Annotated in this window: 18 protein-coding genes; 9 read left to right on the forward strand and 9 right to left on the reverse strand. The window is 59.1% G+C overall.

Translation table 11 applies throughout. The features are described 5' to 3' along the window. Positions 1 to 30: 30 nt before the first annotated feature. Entirely contained in the window at positions 31 to 1,026 is a 996-nt protein-coding gene (dctP, locus tag ACWNZ1_RS19455; protein WP_406550156.1) for a C4-dicarboxylate TRAP substrate-binding protein DctP, read from the reverse strand. Positions 1,027 to 1,209: 183 nt separating this feature from the next. Beyond that, the gene (locus ACWNZ1_RS19460) at positions 1,210 to 2,259 is read right to left on the reverse strand and encodes a hypothetical protein (RefSeq protein ID WP_135843789.1); all 1,050 of its coding nucleotides are present in this window, start codon (positions 2,257 to 2,259) and stop codon (positions 1,210 to 1,212) included. Between the two features lie 115 nt (positions 2,260 to 2,374). Here ACWNZ1_RS19460 and ACWNZ1_RS19465 point away from each other — a divergent pair, with 115 nt between their 5' ends. The 8 genes from ACWNZ1_RS19465 to ACWNZ1_RS19500 all read left to right on the forward strand — a co-directional run bounded on the left by ACWNZ1_RS19465 (position 2,375) and on the right by ACWNZ1_RS19500 (position 10,433). Continuing rightward, a complete protein-coding gene (locus ACWNZ1_RS19465; RefSeq protein ID WP_135843790.1) occupies positions 2,375 to 2,746 on the forward strand; it encodes a PH domain-containing protein in 372 nt (123 codons plus the stop codon). Between the two features lie 375 nt (positions 2,747 to 3,121). After that, positions 3,122 to 4,276: a mandelate racemase family protein gene (locus ACWNZ1_RS19470; RefSeq protein ID WP_256454294.1), complete on the forward strand. Its 1,155-nt coding sequence runs from the start codon at positions 3,122 to 3,124 to the stop codon at positions 4,274 to 4,276. A 72-nt stretch (positions 4,277 to 4,348) separates the two neighbouring features. Next, the gene (locus ACWNZ1_RS19475; RefSeq protein ID WP_256454295.1) at positions 4,349 to 5,971 is read left to right on the forward strand and encodes an ABC transporter substrate-binding protein; all 1,623 of its coding nucleotides are present in this window, start codon (positions 4,349 to 4,351) and stop codon (positions 5,969 to 5,971) included. A 34-nt stretch (positions 5,972 to 6,005) separates the two neighbouring features. Further along, complete coding sequence (locus ACWNZ1_RS19480; RefSeq protein ID WP_135843792.1) at positions 6,006 to 7,043, forward strand: ABC transporter permease; 1,038 nt, start codon at positions 6,006 to 6,008, stop codon at positions 7,041 to 7,043. Continuing rightward, positions 7,043 to 7,951, forward strand: a complete 909-nt coding sequence (locus ACWNZ1_RS19485; protein ID WP_135843793.1) for an ABC transporter permease — start codon at positions 7,043 to 7,045, stop codon at positions 7,949 to 7,951. Before ACWNZ1_RS19480 ends, ACWNZ1_RS19485 begins: the two co-directional genes overlap by 1 nt. A gap of 11 nt (positions 7,952 to 7,962) precedes the next feature. Then, positions 7,963 to 8,802, forward strand: a complete 840-nt coding sequence (locus ACWNZ1_RS19490) for an ABC transporter ATP-binding protein (RefSeq protein WP_456027808.1) — start codon at positions 7,963 to 7,965, stop codon at positions 8,800 to 8,802. Between the two features lie 10 nt (positions 8,803 to 8,812). Further along, the gene (locus tag ACWNZ1_RS19495) at positions 8,813 to 9,580 is read left to right on the forward strand and encodes an ABC transporter ATP-binding protein (protein ID WP_135843795.1); all 768 of its coding nucleotides are present in this window, start codon (positions 8,813 to 8,815) and stop codon (positions 9,578 to 9,580) included. 130 nt (positions 9,581 to 9,710) lie between these two features. Further along, positions 9,711 to 10,433, forward strand: coding sequence for an oligogalacturonate-specific porin KdgM family protein (locus ACWNZ1_RS19500; RefSeq protein ID WP_135843796.1), 723 nt, complete (start codon positions 9,711 to 9,713; stop codon positions 10,431 to 10,433). 11 nt (positions 10,434 to 10,444) lie between these two features. Here the strand turns inward: ACWNZ1_RS19500 and ACWNZ1_RS19505 are convergent, their stop codons facing one another. Further along, complete coding sequence (locus tag ACWNZ1_RS19505) at positions 10,445 to 11,188, reverse strand: FadR/GntR family transcriptional regulator (protein WP_135843797.1); 744 nt, start codon at positions 11,186 to 11,188, stop codon at positions 10,445 to 10,447. A 97-nt stretch (positions 11,189 to 11,285) separates the two neighbouring features. Between ACWNZ1_RS19505 and ACWNZ1_RS19510 the strand changes: the two genes are divergently transcribed. After that, entirely contained in the window at positions 11,286 to 11,999 is a 714-nt protein-coding gene (locus ACWNZ1_RS19510; RefSeq protein WP_135843798.1) for a FadR/GntR family transcriptional regulator, read from the forward strand. A gap of 155 nt (positions 12,000 to 12,154) precedes the next feature. Here ACWNZ1_RS19510 and ACWNZ1_RS19515 read toward each other — a convergent pair whose 3' ends face one another. The 6 genes from ACWNZ1_RS19515 to ACWNZ1_RS19540 all read right to left on the reverse strand — a co-directional run bounded on the left by ACWNZ1_RS19515 (position 12,155) and on the right by ACWNZ1_RS19540 (position 16,772). After that, a complete protein-coding gene (locus ACWNZ1_RS19515; RefSeq protein ID WP_256454297.1) occupies positions 12,155 to 12,571 on the reverse strand; it encodes a VOC family protein in 417 nt (138 codons plus the stop codon). 98 nt (positions 12,572 to 12,669) lie between these two features. Beyond that, complete coding sequence (locus ACWNZ1_RS19520) at positions 12,670 to 13,401, reverse strand: transporter substrate-binding domain-containing protein (RefSeq protein ID WP_256454298.1); 732 nt, start codon at positions 13,399 to 13,401, stop codon at positions 12,670 to 12,672. A gap of 133 nt (positions 13,402 to 13,534) precedes the next feature. Then, a complete protein-coding gene (locus tag ACWNZ1_RS19525) occupies positions 13,535 to 14,296 on the reverse strand; it encodes a hypothetical protein (protein WP_256454299.1) in 762 nt (253 codons plus the stop codon). Then, entirely contained in the window at positions 14,290 to 15,435 is a 1,146-nt protein-coding gene (locus tag ACWNZ1_RS19530; RefSeq protein ID WP_256454300.1) for a hypothetical protein, read from the reverse strand. The genes ACWNZ1_RS19525 and ACWNZ1_RS19530 overlap by 7 nt, the downstream gene beginning before the upstream one ends. Positions 15,436 to 15,592: 157 nt before the next feature. Continuing rightward, entirely contained in the window at positions 15,593 to 16,111 is a 519-nt protein-coding gene (locus tag ACWNZ1_RS19535) for a GNAT family N-acetyltransferase (protein ID WP_256454301.1), read from the reverse strand. 52 nt (positions 16,112 to 16,163) lie between these two features. After that, entirely contained in the window at positions 16,164 to 16,772 is a 609-nt protein-coding gene (locus ACWNZ1_RS19540) for a DUF695 domain-containing protein (RefSeq protein WP_256454302.1), read from the reverse strand. Positions 16,773 to 16,884: the final 112 nt, after the last annotated feature.

Below are 16,884 nucleotides of genomic sequence, written 5' to 3' on the forward strand. Positions count from 1 at the left end.
GGCGCCGTCATGGCGGCACCGGCCAACCCATTACTGAGCCTTGTTGGAGGCTTCGGCGGCTTTGATCAGGTCGGCGCCGATGTCACCTTCGAACTTCTTCCACACCGGTTTCATCTTGTCGCGCCATTCACTGCGTTCTTCAGGCGTGAGGGTAATGATTTCGGTGGTCTTGGCATCGAGGATGCGTTGCTTGTCGTGCTGGTTCAGCTGCGCCGCTTCCTTGTTCACATGCGCGGTCACTTCAACCAGGATCTTGTCCAGCTCGGTGCGGATGTCTGGAGACAGACCATTCCAGAACTTGGTATTGGTGATCAGCATGTAGTCGAGCACACCGTGATTGGATTCGGTGATGTACTTCTGCACTTCATGCATTTTCTGGCTGTAGATGTTCGAGTACGGGTTTTCCGCACCGTTGACCACGCCAGTCTGCAAGCCTTGATACACCTCGGCGAAACTCATCTTGCGTGGGTTGGCGTTCACCGCTTTGAATTGTTCTTCCAACACTGCCGATGCCTGCACCCGGAACTTCAAGCCACGGGCGTCCTTGGGTTCACGCAGTGGTTTGTTGGCTGACAACTGCTTCATGCCGTTGTGCCAATAAGCCAGGCCGGTGATGTTCTTGCTTTCCATGGACTTGAGCAGTTTCTGGCCTTCAGGGCTCAACTGGAAACGGTCCACCGCGGAAATGTCATCGAACAAAAACGGCAGGTCGAACAACTGCACGGTCTTGGTGTACTGCTCGAACTTGGCCAGCGACGGCGCAATCATCTGCACGTCACCCAACAGCAGGGCTTCCATCTCCTTGCCATCGCCGAACAGCGAGGAGTTAGGGTAGACCTCGACTCTCACCTTGCCTGGCAGCCGTTCTTCCACCAGTTTCTTGAACAGCAGTGCGCCTTGGCCTTTGGGCGTTTGTTCGGCGACCACATGGGAGAACTTGATGACCACCGGGTCCGCAGCCATGGCCGTACCCAATGCACTGAGGGCCAGGGTACAGGCGAGCGCTTTCAAAATAGGTTTGAACATTGCGGGGATTCCTCTTGTTTTTGTATTTATCGTGCGGGCTCATTCAAAACCCGGTGTACAGCGGACAACTGCAAGTCTAGGAGAAAAATTGATGGCTGCATGCTGGCGAAGTCAAACAGTGGCGTCGGTAGCCGGTGTTGTCTGGAACTGGCGACCCGCGCCACCGTGCGTGGTGGCTGTTTGTTATTTGCGCTTCCAGCACTCCGCAAACCGCGCGCACACCCCATAACGCTCATCCATCTGCGCCATCCGCTCCAGGTGATGATCCACGGCTTCGAGCGTAACGCCGTTCCCGATCCGGAAGTACTCCACCATCATCGCCACGTTCAGATCGGTTTCAGCCTTCTCCGGCTTGGCATTGGCCGCTTTTGGCAACGCCCACTGTTCCAGCTGCTCGTCCTTCAACTGCCGCAGGCGCGTCTGGTATTGCTCCTTGAAACGTTCCATTGAGCGCGCTTTGCTCTGCGCCATGTCATCGCCAAAGGTCTTCAGGTTTGCCCGGTACAGCGTCCAGTAGTCAGCCGGCAGCTCGAAGCCGAGCTTGGCCTTGCGTTCGCTGATCAAAGTGTCGAGTTTCTCTGGCGAATAACTCTCGATTTTTTCCTTGGCAGGATCAGTCTTTACGGTGACGACCAGGCTTTTATCGATAACCCGGTTCATCAGCTCCAGGCGATGTGGGGTATCTGCGTAGATCTTGGGAAACAGCGGACTGCGACCAGCGCAGGCGGGGAAGTCGTTTTTCAAGACTGGAATCGGTGTGCGCACATCCTTGCCGTCGACCCGTTGCAGGCGCTGCAACTGCGTCTGGCAAAAATTTCTCTCGGATTTGAACGTCACTTCATATTCGGTATTGGCCTCGGGCGTAAAGTTGAAGCCCTTGCCGCACACGGCATAACCGGTGTTCATGTTGGTGCGCAGGTAAATCTGCTCGCCGGGCTTGAGCTTGACCTCCAGGTAGCCCTTGGCGTCCTTGGGCGCGGGAACGCTCATTCCCACCCGCCGCGCGGTATCGCTCAACAGCAGGTTGTTGAGAATACCCGTGGTCTGCCCGTCGCAATGGGCTGCATCGAAATAATCCAGCGTGGCGTTGCTGGTATTGGCGACGAACCGCAACTTGGCGGCATCCGGTTCGGTGGCGTCGGGGTAACTGCCGTTGACGCTGCATCCGCCGAGCAATACAAACAACGCGGACAGTGCCAACAACGGGGAAGGGCGGCGGGGCAGGGTGAGCATGGGTCATCCTTGAGGGATAGAAAGTGGATGAATGCTACTGAAGTGCCACTACTGCGTCCATCATGTCCCGCTGAGCCGTAAGCAAACCCATCAGTTTTTTAACAAGGACTTACCGATGATCGATTTCAACAACAAAGGCTTCTTCAAACTCAAGCAAAACGACGAATACGCCGAACGCGTCACGGCCCTCCTGCTGGAGGGCGAACAGGTCATCGACGCCTATAAATCCATGCGCGACGGCGTGGTCTTCACCAACAAACGCATTATCGCGGTGAACGTGCAAGGCATCACCGGCAGCAAAAAAGACTTCACCTCCCTGCCGTACAAAAACATCGTCGCCTACTCGGTTGAAACCTCTGGCACCTTCGACCTGGACTCAGAGCTGGAGATCTACTTCTCATCCCTGGGCAAAGTGAAATTCGAATTCACCGGCAAGACAGGCATTGTTGAAATCTCCAAGCTGATCTCCAGACATCTTCTGGCCTGACCCGCTCCCTGGCGGGGCATCCACAAACTCCAAGTCCATCGCCAATCCCCTGTGGGAGCGGGCTTGCTCGCGAAGGCGGTGGCCCATCCCACATCACCGGCCCAGACCCACCGCTATCGCGAGCAAGCTCGCTCCCACAGTTCCTGCATTCAATGACTGCTCCCGTCCGGGGTAAGTGGTATCGCTTTTATGTCGCGTGGTATGACGACATTGTTGGTTGTCCTTCGAGAAAATAATAGCCTTTCCTCAGATGCACCCAAGATTACGCAAGTTTTATTGCGTATCCGGGGTTGACAGCTCGCCGCAAACGTCAGAATAATCCGGCACGTTGTATGACGACATACAAATTAATAACAAGATATGGTGCTCCTTCCTATGAGAATCACAGGCGTTCACGTCGAAGTTTTTGCCACCCCTTCGCGCCGTGCCCAGGACAGCGCCGGCCATGCTCATCCAGGCGATGAGGTCATGATCAAGATGGCTTTGCTGCGAATCGGTTGCGACGATGGCTCCGAGGGTTATGCCTTTGGCCCGCCTGAGTTGATTCGTCCGCACATCATTGAATCGTTCGTGCGCAAAGTGCTGATCGGTCGCGATCCGATGGACCGCGAAAGCATCTGGCAAGACCTGGCGCACTGGCAGCGCGGCAGTGCCGGGCAGTTCACCGACCGGGCGCTGGCGCTGGTGGAGCAGGCGTTGTGGGACTTGGCCGGACGCACGCTAAAATTGCCGGTGCACAAGTTGATTGGCGGTTATCGCGACAAGGTTCCGGCGTACGGCTCGACGATGTGCGGCGATGACCTGCCAGGCGGCTTGTCCACGCCGGACGAGTACGCTCAGTTCGCCGAGAAGCTGGTCCAGCGCGGTTACAAGGCCATCAAGCTGCACACCTGGATGCCGCCGATTTCCTTCGCGCCGAATCCGCAAATGGACATCCAGGCCTGCGCCGCCGTACGTGAGGCGGTCGGTCCCAACATCGCGTTGATGCTCGACGGCTACCACTGGTACAGCCGCATGGACGCGCTGACCATCGGCAAGGCCCTGGAGAAGCTGGATTTTGCTTGGTTCGAAGAGCCGATGATGGAAGACTCCGCAGAGTCCTATGCCTGGCTCGCGGCCAACCTGGACATCCCGGTGCTGGGCCCGGAAAGCATCGCCGGCAAGTTTCACAGCCGCGCCAGTTGGGTGACACAAAAATCCTGTGACATCCTGCGCGCGGGCGTGGCCGGGGTCGGCGGTATCGGGCCGTGCCTGAAGGTGGCGCACCTGGCCGAGTCGTTCGGCATGGATTGCGAAGTCCACGGTAATGGCGCGGCGAACCTGGCGGTGGTCGGGGCGATCAGCAACTGCCGCTGGTACGAGCGAGGCCTGCTGCACCCGTTCCTTGACTACGAAGAAGTCCCGGCGCACCTCAATAGCATCGTCGACCCGATGGACGCCGACGGTTTTGTGCACCTCTCGGATCGGCCAGGGTTGGGCGAGGACATCAACTTCGCGTATATCGAGGCCAATACCTTGTCTCGACATTGATCGCGCATCACGTCCGAGGCGGATAACTGCCCGGACGACCAAGTCTTTATAAATATAAGAAAGGACTGAACCATGAAACTCTGGCCCAAGCGCCTGACCAGGCTGCTGTGTGTCGCCGTGGCCCTGTGCACAGTGCAAGTGCCCATCAGCCTGGCTCGAGGCGAAACGCCCGCCGACCAATTGGTGGTGGGCATGAGCATGATCAACCTGCTGTCCCTGGACCCCGCTGCGGCGACGGGTCTGGAGGTCGCCGAAGTCAACGCCAACGTCTATGACATGCTCCTGGAGCAGGACGCGGCGCAGCCGGACAGGCTGATCCCCGCCCTGGCGAAAACCTGGGAAATCAGCCCCGACCGCATGCGCCTGACCTTCCAGTTGCGCGACGACGTGCGTTTTCACTCCGGCGCAGCGCTCACCGCCCAAGACGTCGCCTGGTCGCTGCAGCGGGTGGTCACCCTCAACCGCGCCCTGGCTTCGACCTGGAAAGCCTACGGTTTCACCGCCGACAACGTCGTCCAGCTGATGCGCGCCGAAGGGCCGCACACCTTTGTCATGGAGCTGCCGCGCAGCACCGATCCGATGCTGGTGCTCAACACCCTGGCGACCTCTCCCAGTGCCTTCATCATTGATCGCAGCGTCGCCTTGCAACATCAGGTCGGCGACGATCAGGGCGCGGCGTGGCTGGCGACCCACACGGCGGGCTCCGGCGCCTTCAAGCTCGACATCTGGCGGGCCAACGACGTGATTCTGATGAGTCGTCATGACGACTATTGGCGCGGTCCTGCGAAGTTGCGCCGGGTGATCATGCGCAACATGACCGAGTCCCAGGCGCTGCGTCTGATGGTCGAGCGCGGTGACCTGGACGTCGCCCGGGGCATGGCCGCCACCGACATCAAGGCTCTGGGCAAGGTCGATGAGGTGCGCATCCAGAGCATCGCCCGCGGCACGCTGTACTACGTGGCGATGAGCATGCAGCAACCGTTGTTCCAGGACATCCGCGTACGCCAGGCCATCCGCCTGCTGATCGACTACCAGGGCATCAATGATGTGGTGATGCCGCACTACGGCGTGATCAATCAGCGGCCCTTGCAACTGGGGCTGCCGGCGCGCCTGGACGATCCGGGTTATCGCCTGGACGTGGCCGAGGCCAAACGGCTGCTGGCAGCGGCGGGGCACGCCGAGGGCTTCAAGGTGAGCATCCGTTCGCTGACCGATCCGCCGTTCATCAACATCGCCACCAGCCTGCAAGCGACACTGGCCCAGGCGGGTATCGAGGCGACGATCATCACCGGCACCGGCAACCAGATCTACGGGGCGATGCGCGACCGCCAGTTCGACATCCTCGTCGGTCGTGGCGGTGGCGGGGCGGAGCGTCATCCGCATTCGAGCCTGCGGGCCCTGGTCTACAACCCGGACAACCGCACCGAAGCCAAGCTGAGCAACTTCCAGGGCTGGCGCACCTCGTTCTTCAACCCGCAGCTCAATCAACTGATCGAGCAGGCCGAGCGCGAGCGTGACCCTGAGCGCCAGCGCGAAATCTACGCGCAGATCCAGACCCTCTACGACCAACAGGCCGGGGCGATCATGCCGGTCTCACAGATGGTCGACGAAGTGGTGATCCATGCGGATGTGCGCAACTACATCGGCCACACCGCCGCCACCACGCGTCTTCGGGACGTCTATAAGCAGCGCTGAAATCGACGGCCCCAGGGCCAAGGCAGGAAAGAACATGTCGACTGCATCCTTTTCAATCTGGACCACCCGGGCCGCTTCGGCGACCCGGCGCGGCGGCTCGGTGGCGGTGACGCTGCTGGGGTTGCTGCTGCTGACCTTTTTCATCGGTCGCGTCATGCCCCTGGACCCGGTGCTGGCCATCGTCGGCCCGGACGCCGACGCCTCGGCCTATGCCCAGGTGTACAAAGAACTGGGCCTGGATAAACCGTTGTGGACCCAGTTCGCGATCTACTTAGGCGACCTGCTGCACGGTGACTTCGGCATGGCCCTGCTGACCGGCAACCCGGTCATCACCGACATCGCCCGGGTTTTCCCGGCCACTTTGGAACTGGCCACCCTGGCCATTCTGTTCGGTGTGCTGGCGGGCCTGCCGCTGGGTGTCTACGCCGCGACCCACCAAGGCCGCGCCGGGGACCATATCGCCCGACTGATCACCCTGTTCGGTTATTCCACGCCGATTTTCTGGATCGGCATGATGGCTTTCCTGGTGTTCTACGCCTGGCTGGGTTGGGCCGGTGGCGTCGGGCGCATCGGCCTGGCCTATGACGGGCTGATCCCGAAACACACCGGGCTGTTGTTGATCGACACCGCCTGGTCCGGCGACTGGGAGGCCTTTCGCAGTGCGTTGCGCCACATCCTGCTGCCGGCGGTGATCCTCAGTTTCAATTCGGTGGCCTACATCAGCCGCATGACCCGCAGCTTCATGCTCGAGCAACTGTCCCAGGAATACATCATCACCGCCCGGGTCAAGGGTTTGTCCCAGCGGCGCATTGTCTGGGGCCACGCCTTCGGCAACATCCGCGTGCAGCTGTTGACCATCGTCGCGCTGGCTTACGGCGGCCTGCTGGAGGGCGCGGTGTTGATCGAAACCGTGTTTGCCTGGCCGGGCTTCGGCCAATACCTGACCAGCAGTTTGCTGCTCGGTGACATGAACGCGGTGATGGCTTGCGTGCTGTTGATCGGCCTCATCTTCGTGACGCTGAACCTGATCAGCGACGCGCTGTACAAGATCTTCGACCCGAGGACTCGCTAATGAACCTGCCCCTGGCTTCCAGCGCATCCGGCGCCACCGCGCTGCCCGCTTCCAGTACCGCAGCGATGGCCGCCAGCGCTTTGCGCCTGCTGCGTTTTTTACTGCGTAACCCGATGACCTTCGCCGGCCTGGTCGTCGTCTCGACCCTGATGCTGGTGGCGGCTTTCGCGCCTTGGATCGCTGGTCACGATCCGCTGTTGCAGAACCTCGCCGGCGCGTTGCAGGCGCCGAGCAGCGCGCACTGGTTCGGCACTGACGAATACGGTCGCGATGTCTTCGCCCGGCTGGTGTATGGCTCGCGCATCACGCTGTACATCGTCTTGCTGGTGACGGTGATTGTCGGGCCTATCGGCCTGTTGGTCGGCACGGTGTCCGGCTACTTCGGCGGTTGGGTCGACAGCCTGTTCATGCGCATCACCGACATCTTCATCTCGTTCCCCAGCCTGGTCCTGGCATTGGCGTTCATCGCCGCCCTCGGCCCGGGACTGGAGCACGCGGTGATCGCCATCGCACTCACCGCATGGCCGCCGATTGCCCGGCTCGCCCGCGCCGAAACCCTGCCGTTGCGCAACGCTGACTTCGTCGTCGCGGTGCAGCTTCAGGGCGCGTCGAGTACCCGGGTCATCCTGCGGCACATCATTCCGATGTGCCTGTCGTCGGTGATTATCCGCCTGACCATGAACATGGCGAGCATCATCCTCACCGCCGCGGCCCTGGGTTTTCTCGGCCTCGGCGCCCAGGCACCGTTGCCGGAGTGGGGTGCGATGATCTCCACCGGGCGGCGCTACATGCTCGAAAGCTGGTGGCTGGTGGCGGCGCCCGGTGCGGCGATCATGCTGGTCAGCCTGGCCTTCAACCTGTTGGGCGACGGCTTGCGCGACGTCCTTGACCCGCGCAGCCAATCCTGAGGAGCAGCCCCATGACTGAGATAAAACTTGCCGTGCAGGACCTGTGTGTGGAGTTCCGCAACGCCGGCAAAACTTCCCTGGCCGTGCGTGACGTGTCGTTCACCCTGGGTCGGGAAAAACTCGCCATTGTCGGTGAATCCGGCTCGGGCAAATCCACCGTTGGCCGCAGCCTTTTGCGTCTGCATCCACCGACGACGCGGGTCACCGCCAAGACGTTGCGCTTCGCCGATATCGACCTGTTGGCCGCTAGCGAAAAGCAGATCCAGGCGATTCGCGGTGCGCGCATGTCGATGATCATGCAAGACCCCAAGTATTCGCTGAACCCGGTGGTGCGGGTCGGTGAACAAATCGCCGAGGCCTATCTGGCCCATCACAGAGTGCCCCATCGCGAAGCCCGCGAGCGCGCCCTGGACATGCTCGCCAAGGTGCACATTCGTGACCCCCGGCGGGTCTACGACCTGTACCCCCATGAAGTTTCGGGCGGCATGGGCCAGCGGATCATGATCGCCATGATGGTCATCACCGACCCCCAGGTGATCATCGCTGACGAACCGACCTCGGCCCTCGATGTTTCGGTGCGCCGCCAGGTGCTCAACGTGTTGGAGGAGTTGGTCAGCGAGCGCGACCTGGGGCTGATTTTCATCAGCCACGATTTGAACCTGGTGCGACATTTCTGTGACCGCGTGCTGGTGATGTACGCCGGCCGCGTGGTCGAGTCGATTGCCGCCGCCGACCTGGACCAAGCCAGTCATCCCTACACTCGTGGCCTGTTGGCCGCACTGCCCAGCCTGGATCATCGGCGCGCCACCTTGCCGGTGTTGCAGCGTGACCCACAGTGGTTGAATGCTTGAGGAGCCTGTCATGAGCATGATCGAAATCGCCGGCCTGAACCTCTGTTTTGGCACCGGCGCGGCACTGAACGCGGTACTGCACGACGTCGATTTGAGCGTTGCCGAAGGCCAGGCATTCGGCCTGGTGGGGGAGTCCGGTTCGGGCAAGACCACCGTCCTGCGCTGCCTGGCCGGGCAGTACCAGCATTGGACCGGGCAACTGCGGGTCGCCGGCCAAGCCGTGACCCGCAACTTGCCGCTGAACCACTACCGCACCGTGCAGATGGTGTTCCAGGACCCGTATGCCTCGTTGCATCCGCGCTACACCGTCGATGCCGCGTTGCAGGAGCCGCTGCGCATCCACGGCATCGAGGGGCGTGCGCAGAAGGTCAGCGAGATCCTGCGCAAGGTCGGCCTGAATGACAGCTTCCGCTTCCGATACCCGCACCAGTTATCCGGTGGCCAGCGCCAGCGTGTGGCGATCGCCCGTGCGCTGATCCTGCGTCCCCGGGTGCTGTTGCTGGACGAGCCGACCTCGGCGCTGGATGTCTCGGTGCAGGCGGAAATCCTCAACCTGCTGGCCGACTTGCGCCGCCAGGAAGGGCTGACCTACCTGATGGTGACCCACGATCTGGCGGTGGTGGCGCACTTGTGCGATCGGGTCGCGGTGATGCAGCAGGGCAGGGTGGTGGAGACGCTCGACAGTCAACTTCTGGCGAGCGACGGCGCCACGCACGCGTATACCCGTTTGCTGGTGCAGGCCAGCCGCGACATACAGCGAATACCTATTGCTGTCTGAAGTGATGAGTTTGTTGCACTTGTTTTAACCCGAAACAGACGTTGAACCGCAGGTTTCAATGCCGCGCACGCGCTCGCCTGTGATTTGGCGTTTAACCCAACTTACTATTCAACCAACAAGAATAAAAAACATGAAAAAGACACTCGTAGTAGTTTCTGTCGCTTCGTTGTTCACATCGGTTGTTGCCCAGGCCGATACCGGCTATATCAACGTTCGCCATCAATATGCGGAAAAAACCCGCATGCACGCCGACCGTGCCAAGTTTGGTATTCGGCTGGACAATGGCGTGGGCCTGGAAGGTGAACTCAAATACAAGACCGCCGGTGACCGGCAAGACGTCGCCTTCGACAATACCGTCGGCAGCGGCCATGAATTCACTGTCAACTACCAGCACAAGATCAATGACCGCTGGACGCTGACGCCTTCGCTGGCCCTGGACAGCGATGAGGAATCCACCACCTACAAACTGGGCCTGCGCCTGGGTTACCGCGTGACCAAAGAGCTGAGCATCGCCGGGCGCTACCGTTTTGATTCAGCCAAGCTTGACCGCGACCAGATCGACCGTGACGTGCCGCATAATGGGCAGGACGATCAGAAGGTCAACCGTTACGATGTTTATATCAACTATGGTCCTCAAGGACCGTGGGCCTATGAATATCAATTGACTTACTTCGATGCCGACTACATTCGCTATAACGGCGGTACCGACGACTATGAACAGAATGCCGTGGTCAAATACCAGTGGGACAAACGCTGGGCGCCGTTCTTTGAAGTGGGTGATATTAAAGTCAACTCGGTCGACAGTGATCGCCAGTTGCGGTTGCGTGTCGGTGTTAAGTACAGCTTCTTCTAAGTTGTGGGCATTTATTCGTTGTAAAAAGCCTGGCGTTGTTGGGTTTCACACAGGCGCATGCGGCTATTACTCAAATGCAAGTACATGGCCGCCCGCGCTGCATCGACATGACCACTGGCGATGGCGTCGAAGATCTGCTGATGTTCGGCGTTGATCCCTTGCAAGTAAGCGCTGCGATCACTTTGCCCGGAGTAGGCGGAGTTCATGCGCGTACGCGGGATCAGCTTCGTACCCAGGTGCTTCATGATGTCGATCAGGTAGTAATTGCCGGCCGCCTTGGCGATTTTCAGATGGAACTGGAAATCGGCATTGATGGTGGTACCGGACTTTTCCGGACCTTGCAGCAACGCCTCCAGCGCCTGGGCCAGTTCGGCCAGGGCTTCAGGCGTTGCGCGCTCGGCGGCCATGCCAGCGGCCTGGACTTCCAGGCTCAGGCGAAACTCCAGCAGGTTGAGTACATCCGACAAGGTGGCAATCGTCGCCGGCCCCAGGGTGAAACCCTCCGGTGCCGGCATGTCCAGGACAAAGGTGCCGACGCCATGCCGCGTCTCCACCAGCCCCGCCGCCTGCAAGCGCGACAGCGCCTCACGCACCACCGAACGACTGACGCCTTCGGCTTCCATGATGTGCACTTCGGTGGGGAGCTTTTCGCCGCGCTTGAGAACGCCTTCACGCATGCGCTGGGCAAAGCGGTCGACCAGTGTTTCGGCGAGGCGGCGCGGCTTGTTCAGTGGAGATAACGCTTGATCCGTCATCGGCTTGCTCTTGGGTGATCAGCGGGCATTATAGTGCGTTTCGGCGCAAGGTCGCGGCTATAATGCCGCGATCGTCTGGCTTTAATGGATAGGTGCAATGGACCGTGTCACAACCGATCGACGCCTGAGCATGACCCAGCAACTGGTGGTCGACCTGACGCAGCAGATACTGGCCGGCGAACTGCCCGCAGGCAGCAAACTGCCTACCGAACAGGTGATCATCAAGGAACGCGGCGTCAGTCGGACGGTGGTTCGCGAAGCCATGTCGCGGCTCCAGGCCGAAGGCTTGGTCGAAACCCGCCACGGCATCGGCACCTTCGTGGTCGACACCGCCCGCCCGGGGGATTTCCAGGGCAGCAAGCACGTTAAGGGCGGCGCGTACGATGCTCTAGCGGTGATCGAACTGCGCCTGAGCCTGGAAGTGGAAGCCGCCGGCATTGCTGCACAACGGTCCACGCCGGAACAGTTGCAGGCGATGCGTGAGGCGCTGGATGCGGCGAACGCTTTCGAGGCAACGGATGACGAAAGCGCCCGGGTGGATTTCGAATTTCATCTGCAGATTGCCCAGTGCACCGGCAACAGCTTCTTTATCGATGCCATGGCTCATGTGGGGAGTGCGTTGATCGCGGTTATCCAACAGGCCGGACCTGCTGTCACGGTTGAAAATCGGGCGTTGGTGATTCGCGAGCGCGAGCAGATCTATGCAGCGCTGGCGCGGCGTGATGCGGAAGCTGCACGGGCGTCGATGCGGTTGCACTTGATCAACATGCTACAGCGGATTCGGGGTGTGGTTGAGTTGACGGCGCAGTAACCTCCCACGGATCTTCCGCCTACCCCAGTCCCGGTGGGAGCGAGCTTGCTCGCGATGACACCGACACATCCAACCTCACCGGCACAGACAAACCGCTTTCGCGAGCAAGCCCGCTCCCACAGGGGCTCCAACTGCCGTGCCCGCCAGGTTAAAGCTCAGGGCTCCAGCGCCGGCCCCTTCAGCTCGATCTGATTACCATCCGGATCGAAGCAGTAGATCGACCAACCTTTACCCTCCGCGCCATACCGCATCTGCGCTTTCTCAACACTCAGGCCGGCGGAGGCCAAATGAGCGAGGAGGGCTTGTTCATCAAACGGCTCGATACGCAGGCAGAGGTGGTCGACGTTGTGCCCTTGCTTGCCAGCCGCCGGCCCACCCTGGCGACCAAGCGGCCCGTCGACAGCCACCAGATCGATCATCGAAACACCGGTGCTGAGGTGGATCATGCCCAGATCGTCCCGGCGCTTCTTGAGCTCGCAACCGAGCACGGACGTATAGAAAGCGAGACTGCGCTCGATGTCTTTTACGCGCAGGACGATGTGGTCGATGCGTTGGATCGTGAAGTTCTGCATGCAGGCCTCCTGTGTTCACTAGTGGCAGGGCCAAGGGGGTACTTCACCATAGTGGACAACGCTGATTGACGGTGGGTCCGGACGGCTGCGCTACATTTCTAGGCTAAAGGCGCGACAGTCACGTCCGCCTGGCCGCTGTCGATCAAAGCCGCACGCACGAAACCCTCCGCTTTCTTTCGCTCAATGAAATCCCTGACGTAGGCCGCGCCGGCTTCATGGGCCCTTGGAACCGCCATGGCTTGCCTGATGGAAGTGAAAGCGTCGGCGAGCACGCGGTATGCCGGGTTGTTGGCCGCCACTTTCTCCAGCGGCTGCCTCACACCGGCTGCCGCATCCAGGGATTTTTCGATGTACAGGTCTACCGCAGCTGCAGAGGTCGCAGCGCGTTCGAGTTGTGCATGTTCCAACGTGCGAGAAAGAAAAAGGTCGTACGCAGCGCCTTGGCCAACGGCGAGTTTTAGTCCTGGCTGGTCGAGATCCTGGACGTGCTGATAGCCCGAATCAGCTGCCACCAAATAAGTCCCTTCGATAATGACGTAAGGTTCGCTGAACGCAATCTGCTCTTCGCGCACAGGCTCAATGGCCAGGAACGCGACGTCCCACACATCCTGATCCAGCGCTGCAAACACTTTGCCGGCGGCATCGAAAGTAACCATCTCCAACTGGGCACCCAGCTCCTGGGCCAGTGCCTTGGCCAACGCTACCGACACCCCTTGGGGGGAGCCGTCCGGACCCTGTTGAGCCAACACGGGGTTACCGAAATTGATCGCGGCACGCAGCACTCCTTTTGGGGCCAGATCTTCAAGCACTGCACGGTCGAGAGACGTCATCCTTTTTGCTCCGGGTAGGGGGTTATTGGTTTTTATCAACTGGGCAAGGTGTGGAAACGACCAAGCTGTTACCGTCAATAATCAGGAATTTCACACGCTATCAACCTAACTGATAGCGTGCATAAAACCTGATTCAAGCCAGGCCAAAAGCCTCTTGAATGGTCTTGATCAAACGCTCGGCATCGACCTTTTTGTAAACACTTGGGTTAGTGGCCAGCTCAGCCGGCACCTGGCTGAGAAATGACCTCAAATCGTCAGCCATTCGATCAGGAAGCTGGGCCATTCCCTCAGTGAGACCGACCGCTAGAAAGATCACATCCCTGAAGTGTTTGTTGATGTCCCGACGATCCACGTGCACGCCGCTCTCCAGCAACGCCTTCTTGTTAAGCCAGGCATGGGCTTTGAGGGGAACGAGCCGATCAGCACCGATGTGGCTGATCTCCTGAGTATGATCGACGCCTTCCAAGAGAAAGGCGTAGTACTCATCATCAAGAATGATCGCAGACAGGCTGGCGGCTTGCTCCTCCACGGGGACCTTGGTCATTCTGGCCGCTTCTTCGTGCTCCAGGCCATCCGGGACACGGGAAAACAGCTCGACCTGAACGGGAAAGGATTTGTCCTCCGGATTCTGGAAGCGATAAAAAACCGGGGAGTCCCCATCGCTGTCACCATTCTGGCGAATGGCATAGCCACCGTCCTTGATGAACTTCCAGAACTGCCCGACGAACGCACGATCAAGCGCCTCGACGACCAGGACGATATCCAGATCCTTGGTCAGTCGAAATTCCTCACCCAGTTCCTCCATGGCAATCGAAGCAGCCACCCCGCCAATCAGAACGTAGCTGCCCTGGAAATCCCTGAAATACTCTCGAAACCGGTCGACACCCACTACCATTTCACGTTCTCCATCATTTCATCCATACACATTTGCACGCGTTCATCATGGTCATCCTTGAGGCTCAGATAGAGAGAAAAGGGGTCCACCGTTCCAGTGGCGATGTTGCTGCGCGGCGGCTCATAACTCCAAAACTGAATGCAACACGCGGCATGGTTTTGCGGCACTTCAAGGTAGGGCGCCGTGGTCTCGAGTTTCGACTTGGCCGTTTTCGAAGTTGAGCCCCAAGCGCCGAATTCCTCCCCGTAGGCCGCATTCTTTTCAGTTTGAGCATGCTCCCGAATATGCTCGAACTGCGCTGCCGTCATCGCATAGCAAGGGACTTTTGGGCCGGCGAGAAGACTCATTTCAGCCAGGGCCGTTTCTCCGGCCAGCAACATTGGGGTGTCGTCAAAAACCTGGGGAATTGCATTGAGCCAAAGTGCTTTTTTGACCGGCGTACGCATGGACTCCTTGGCCATCTCCCAAGTCTCCCTGGGGGACAAGTGAAACAGGATCGCGGCCTCACCCATTTCCTTTCCAGGCTTAACAATGTCCAAGTCGGTCAGTTCCTTGATCGCTCTGCTGACGGTCATTTTCGCGTAGGTAAAGGACTTCTCGAAGGTAGCGCGAGTGGTCAGGAGCTGGTGGTGCCATCCCTTGATCAGAAATTGAATCAGCATGGCTTGGGTGGCGGGGCTCAGGACCTGAGGTTTTTCCAGGCGCTGGCGGTAATACTCACGCAAGTCCATGCCAAAGGCCGGAAGGAAAAGCTGATTGCCCGGCACGATGAACTGGACGCCTTTCTCCACCAGCCGCTTGCGGTCATAACTCGGCAGCGTGTCGGTGACGAAAATCATCAGGTCACCGGTCTCGGGCAACTTGTTGTAGGCCTGAAAGTTGTGGATGGCTTGGATGTGTTTCGCGACATCCGCAACGCTGGCTTCACGCTGTGGACGCTCCTTGAGAATGAGGCAGCCGGCCCCGAATATCTCTGTGACAAAAAATTCGTAGCGGTCACGCAATGCATACGGAAGGATCTTGACGTGCTCCCACGGTTTCAAGCGCAGCTTCAGGCCTAGCACGTTCTCTACGTAGACTTTGAGCTCGATCAGATCACGCCTTTCGGAGAGCTCATGGTCTTGGCGGATAGCAGTCATGGTCATTCTTCCGTATCACGATTCCAGCACGGTATCAGAGGTTGTGATAGCGTGCAAAATTCTTGATATTTTATGGTGGATATTGACGCGTAGGGTGATGGAGAGGACGTTCCAATCCATTCTGCCGAACCCCAACCTTGTGGCGAGGGAGTTGCTCTCACCAGGCGGCAATGGCCTTTTCCATCAACCGCAAACGCAGCTCCGGCTTGTCTTGCCTGGCCCCGATATCAATCCAACCATGGTGCCTGTAAAACCGTGCCGCCCTGTGGTTCGTGTCGCTCACAGACAATCTCATCCGCTCGCACCCCAACCCTGCAAGAAAGTCGGTCGCGTAGGCCAGCAGCAACTTCCCTGCACCACGTGATCGCCACTCAGGGGTTAGGTAGAAAAAATGGATGTAGCCCACTGCGGGCTCAGCCTTCAGCAGCGACATTTCTATCTGGCCCACGATCTGTGTTTCATCCCAGGCATGGACAATGCTGCCGGGAATCTCGGTCGCTTTTTCTTGGAGAGATTGAAGGTAACGCTGCATGCCATCAGGGGCGTTAAGCTGTTGTGCGGAACCAAACGCGCAGAGCAGCATGTCCTCAAAGAAATGTACGCAAACGTCGCTGTCCCGGTCGAGGTTAATCGGACGAAAACTCAGCGGAGTGTCTAACGCATTTTCTATAACCATTTGGGCATGACTCTGCGTTTCTATTTGAGCGGGAGTATGTGCCGCTCGAATCTCAATGGGAGATTCCTTCTGTTCCCAATTCGATGGGATATAGTCCCGTCGGCCCGAGAGCCTCCCTTGCTCGAGCGGAAAAATCTTCGTAGCTTCGCGTAAAAAAGTGCCATTCGCGCTGGTGTTCATACGTGGTGGTGCATATCCACCTCGCCAACCCTTTGTCTTGCACGGCGGGCAGTAATAGTTTCTCCATTTCCTTCATACGAGCAGCGTCTGCAGGCGTCGGCATGACGGTCTTGGGGGAAAATTTCCAGTTGATTACAACCACGATGGGGAGGGCCTGCTCTTCGGCCCGCGATAAATGGGTACAAATCTGCTCGTCAATTTTGATATTTACGAGGTTTTTTTCGTGGGTGGGGCTATCGTCGAGAAGTGCTCGGAGCGCCTCTTGTTTGCGAGCTTCTCGCTTAGCCACGCAACTATCGAATGCCACACTGTTGACCGGTCCCGCATCCAGACATCGGTCCCGCTCGACCGGTTTGGGCAAGTCCGGTTTGGGACTGGCGCAGCCAACAATAAGTAGGCTCGCCAGCGCCAATAACCGGAGCCGGCTTTGCGCGCCCATCTGGCTGGGCACCAAGGGATGCTTGGGTTTTTCTATGACCATCGGTGTTATTCCTTCAACTAGCGACCTCGTCCTGAAGACCGGTCTTGCTCATATTCGCGGAGGCGATTCTGTCAGAGGACTTCAAGGACGGCGATAGAGGGAGCGGCCGTTT

The sequence above is a fragment of the Pseudomonas sp. CFBP 5748 genome (genome assembly GCF_053850495.1).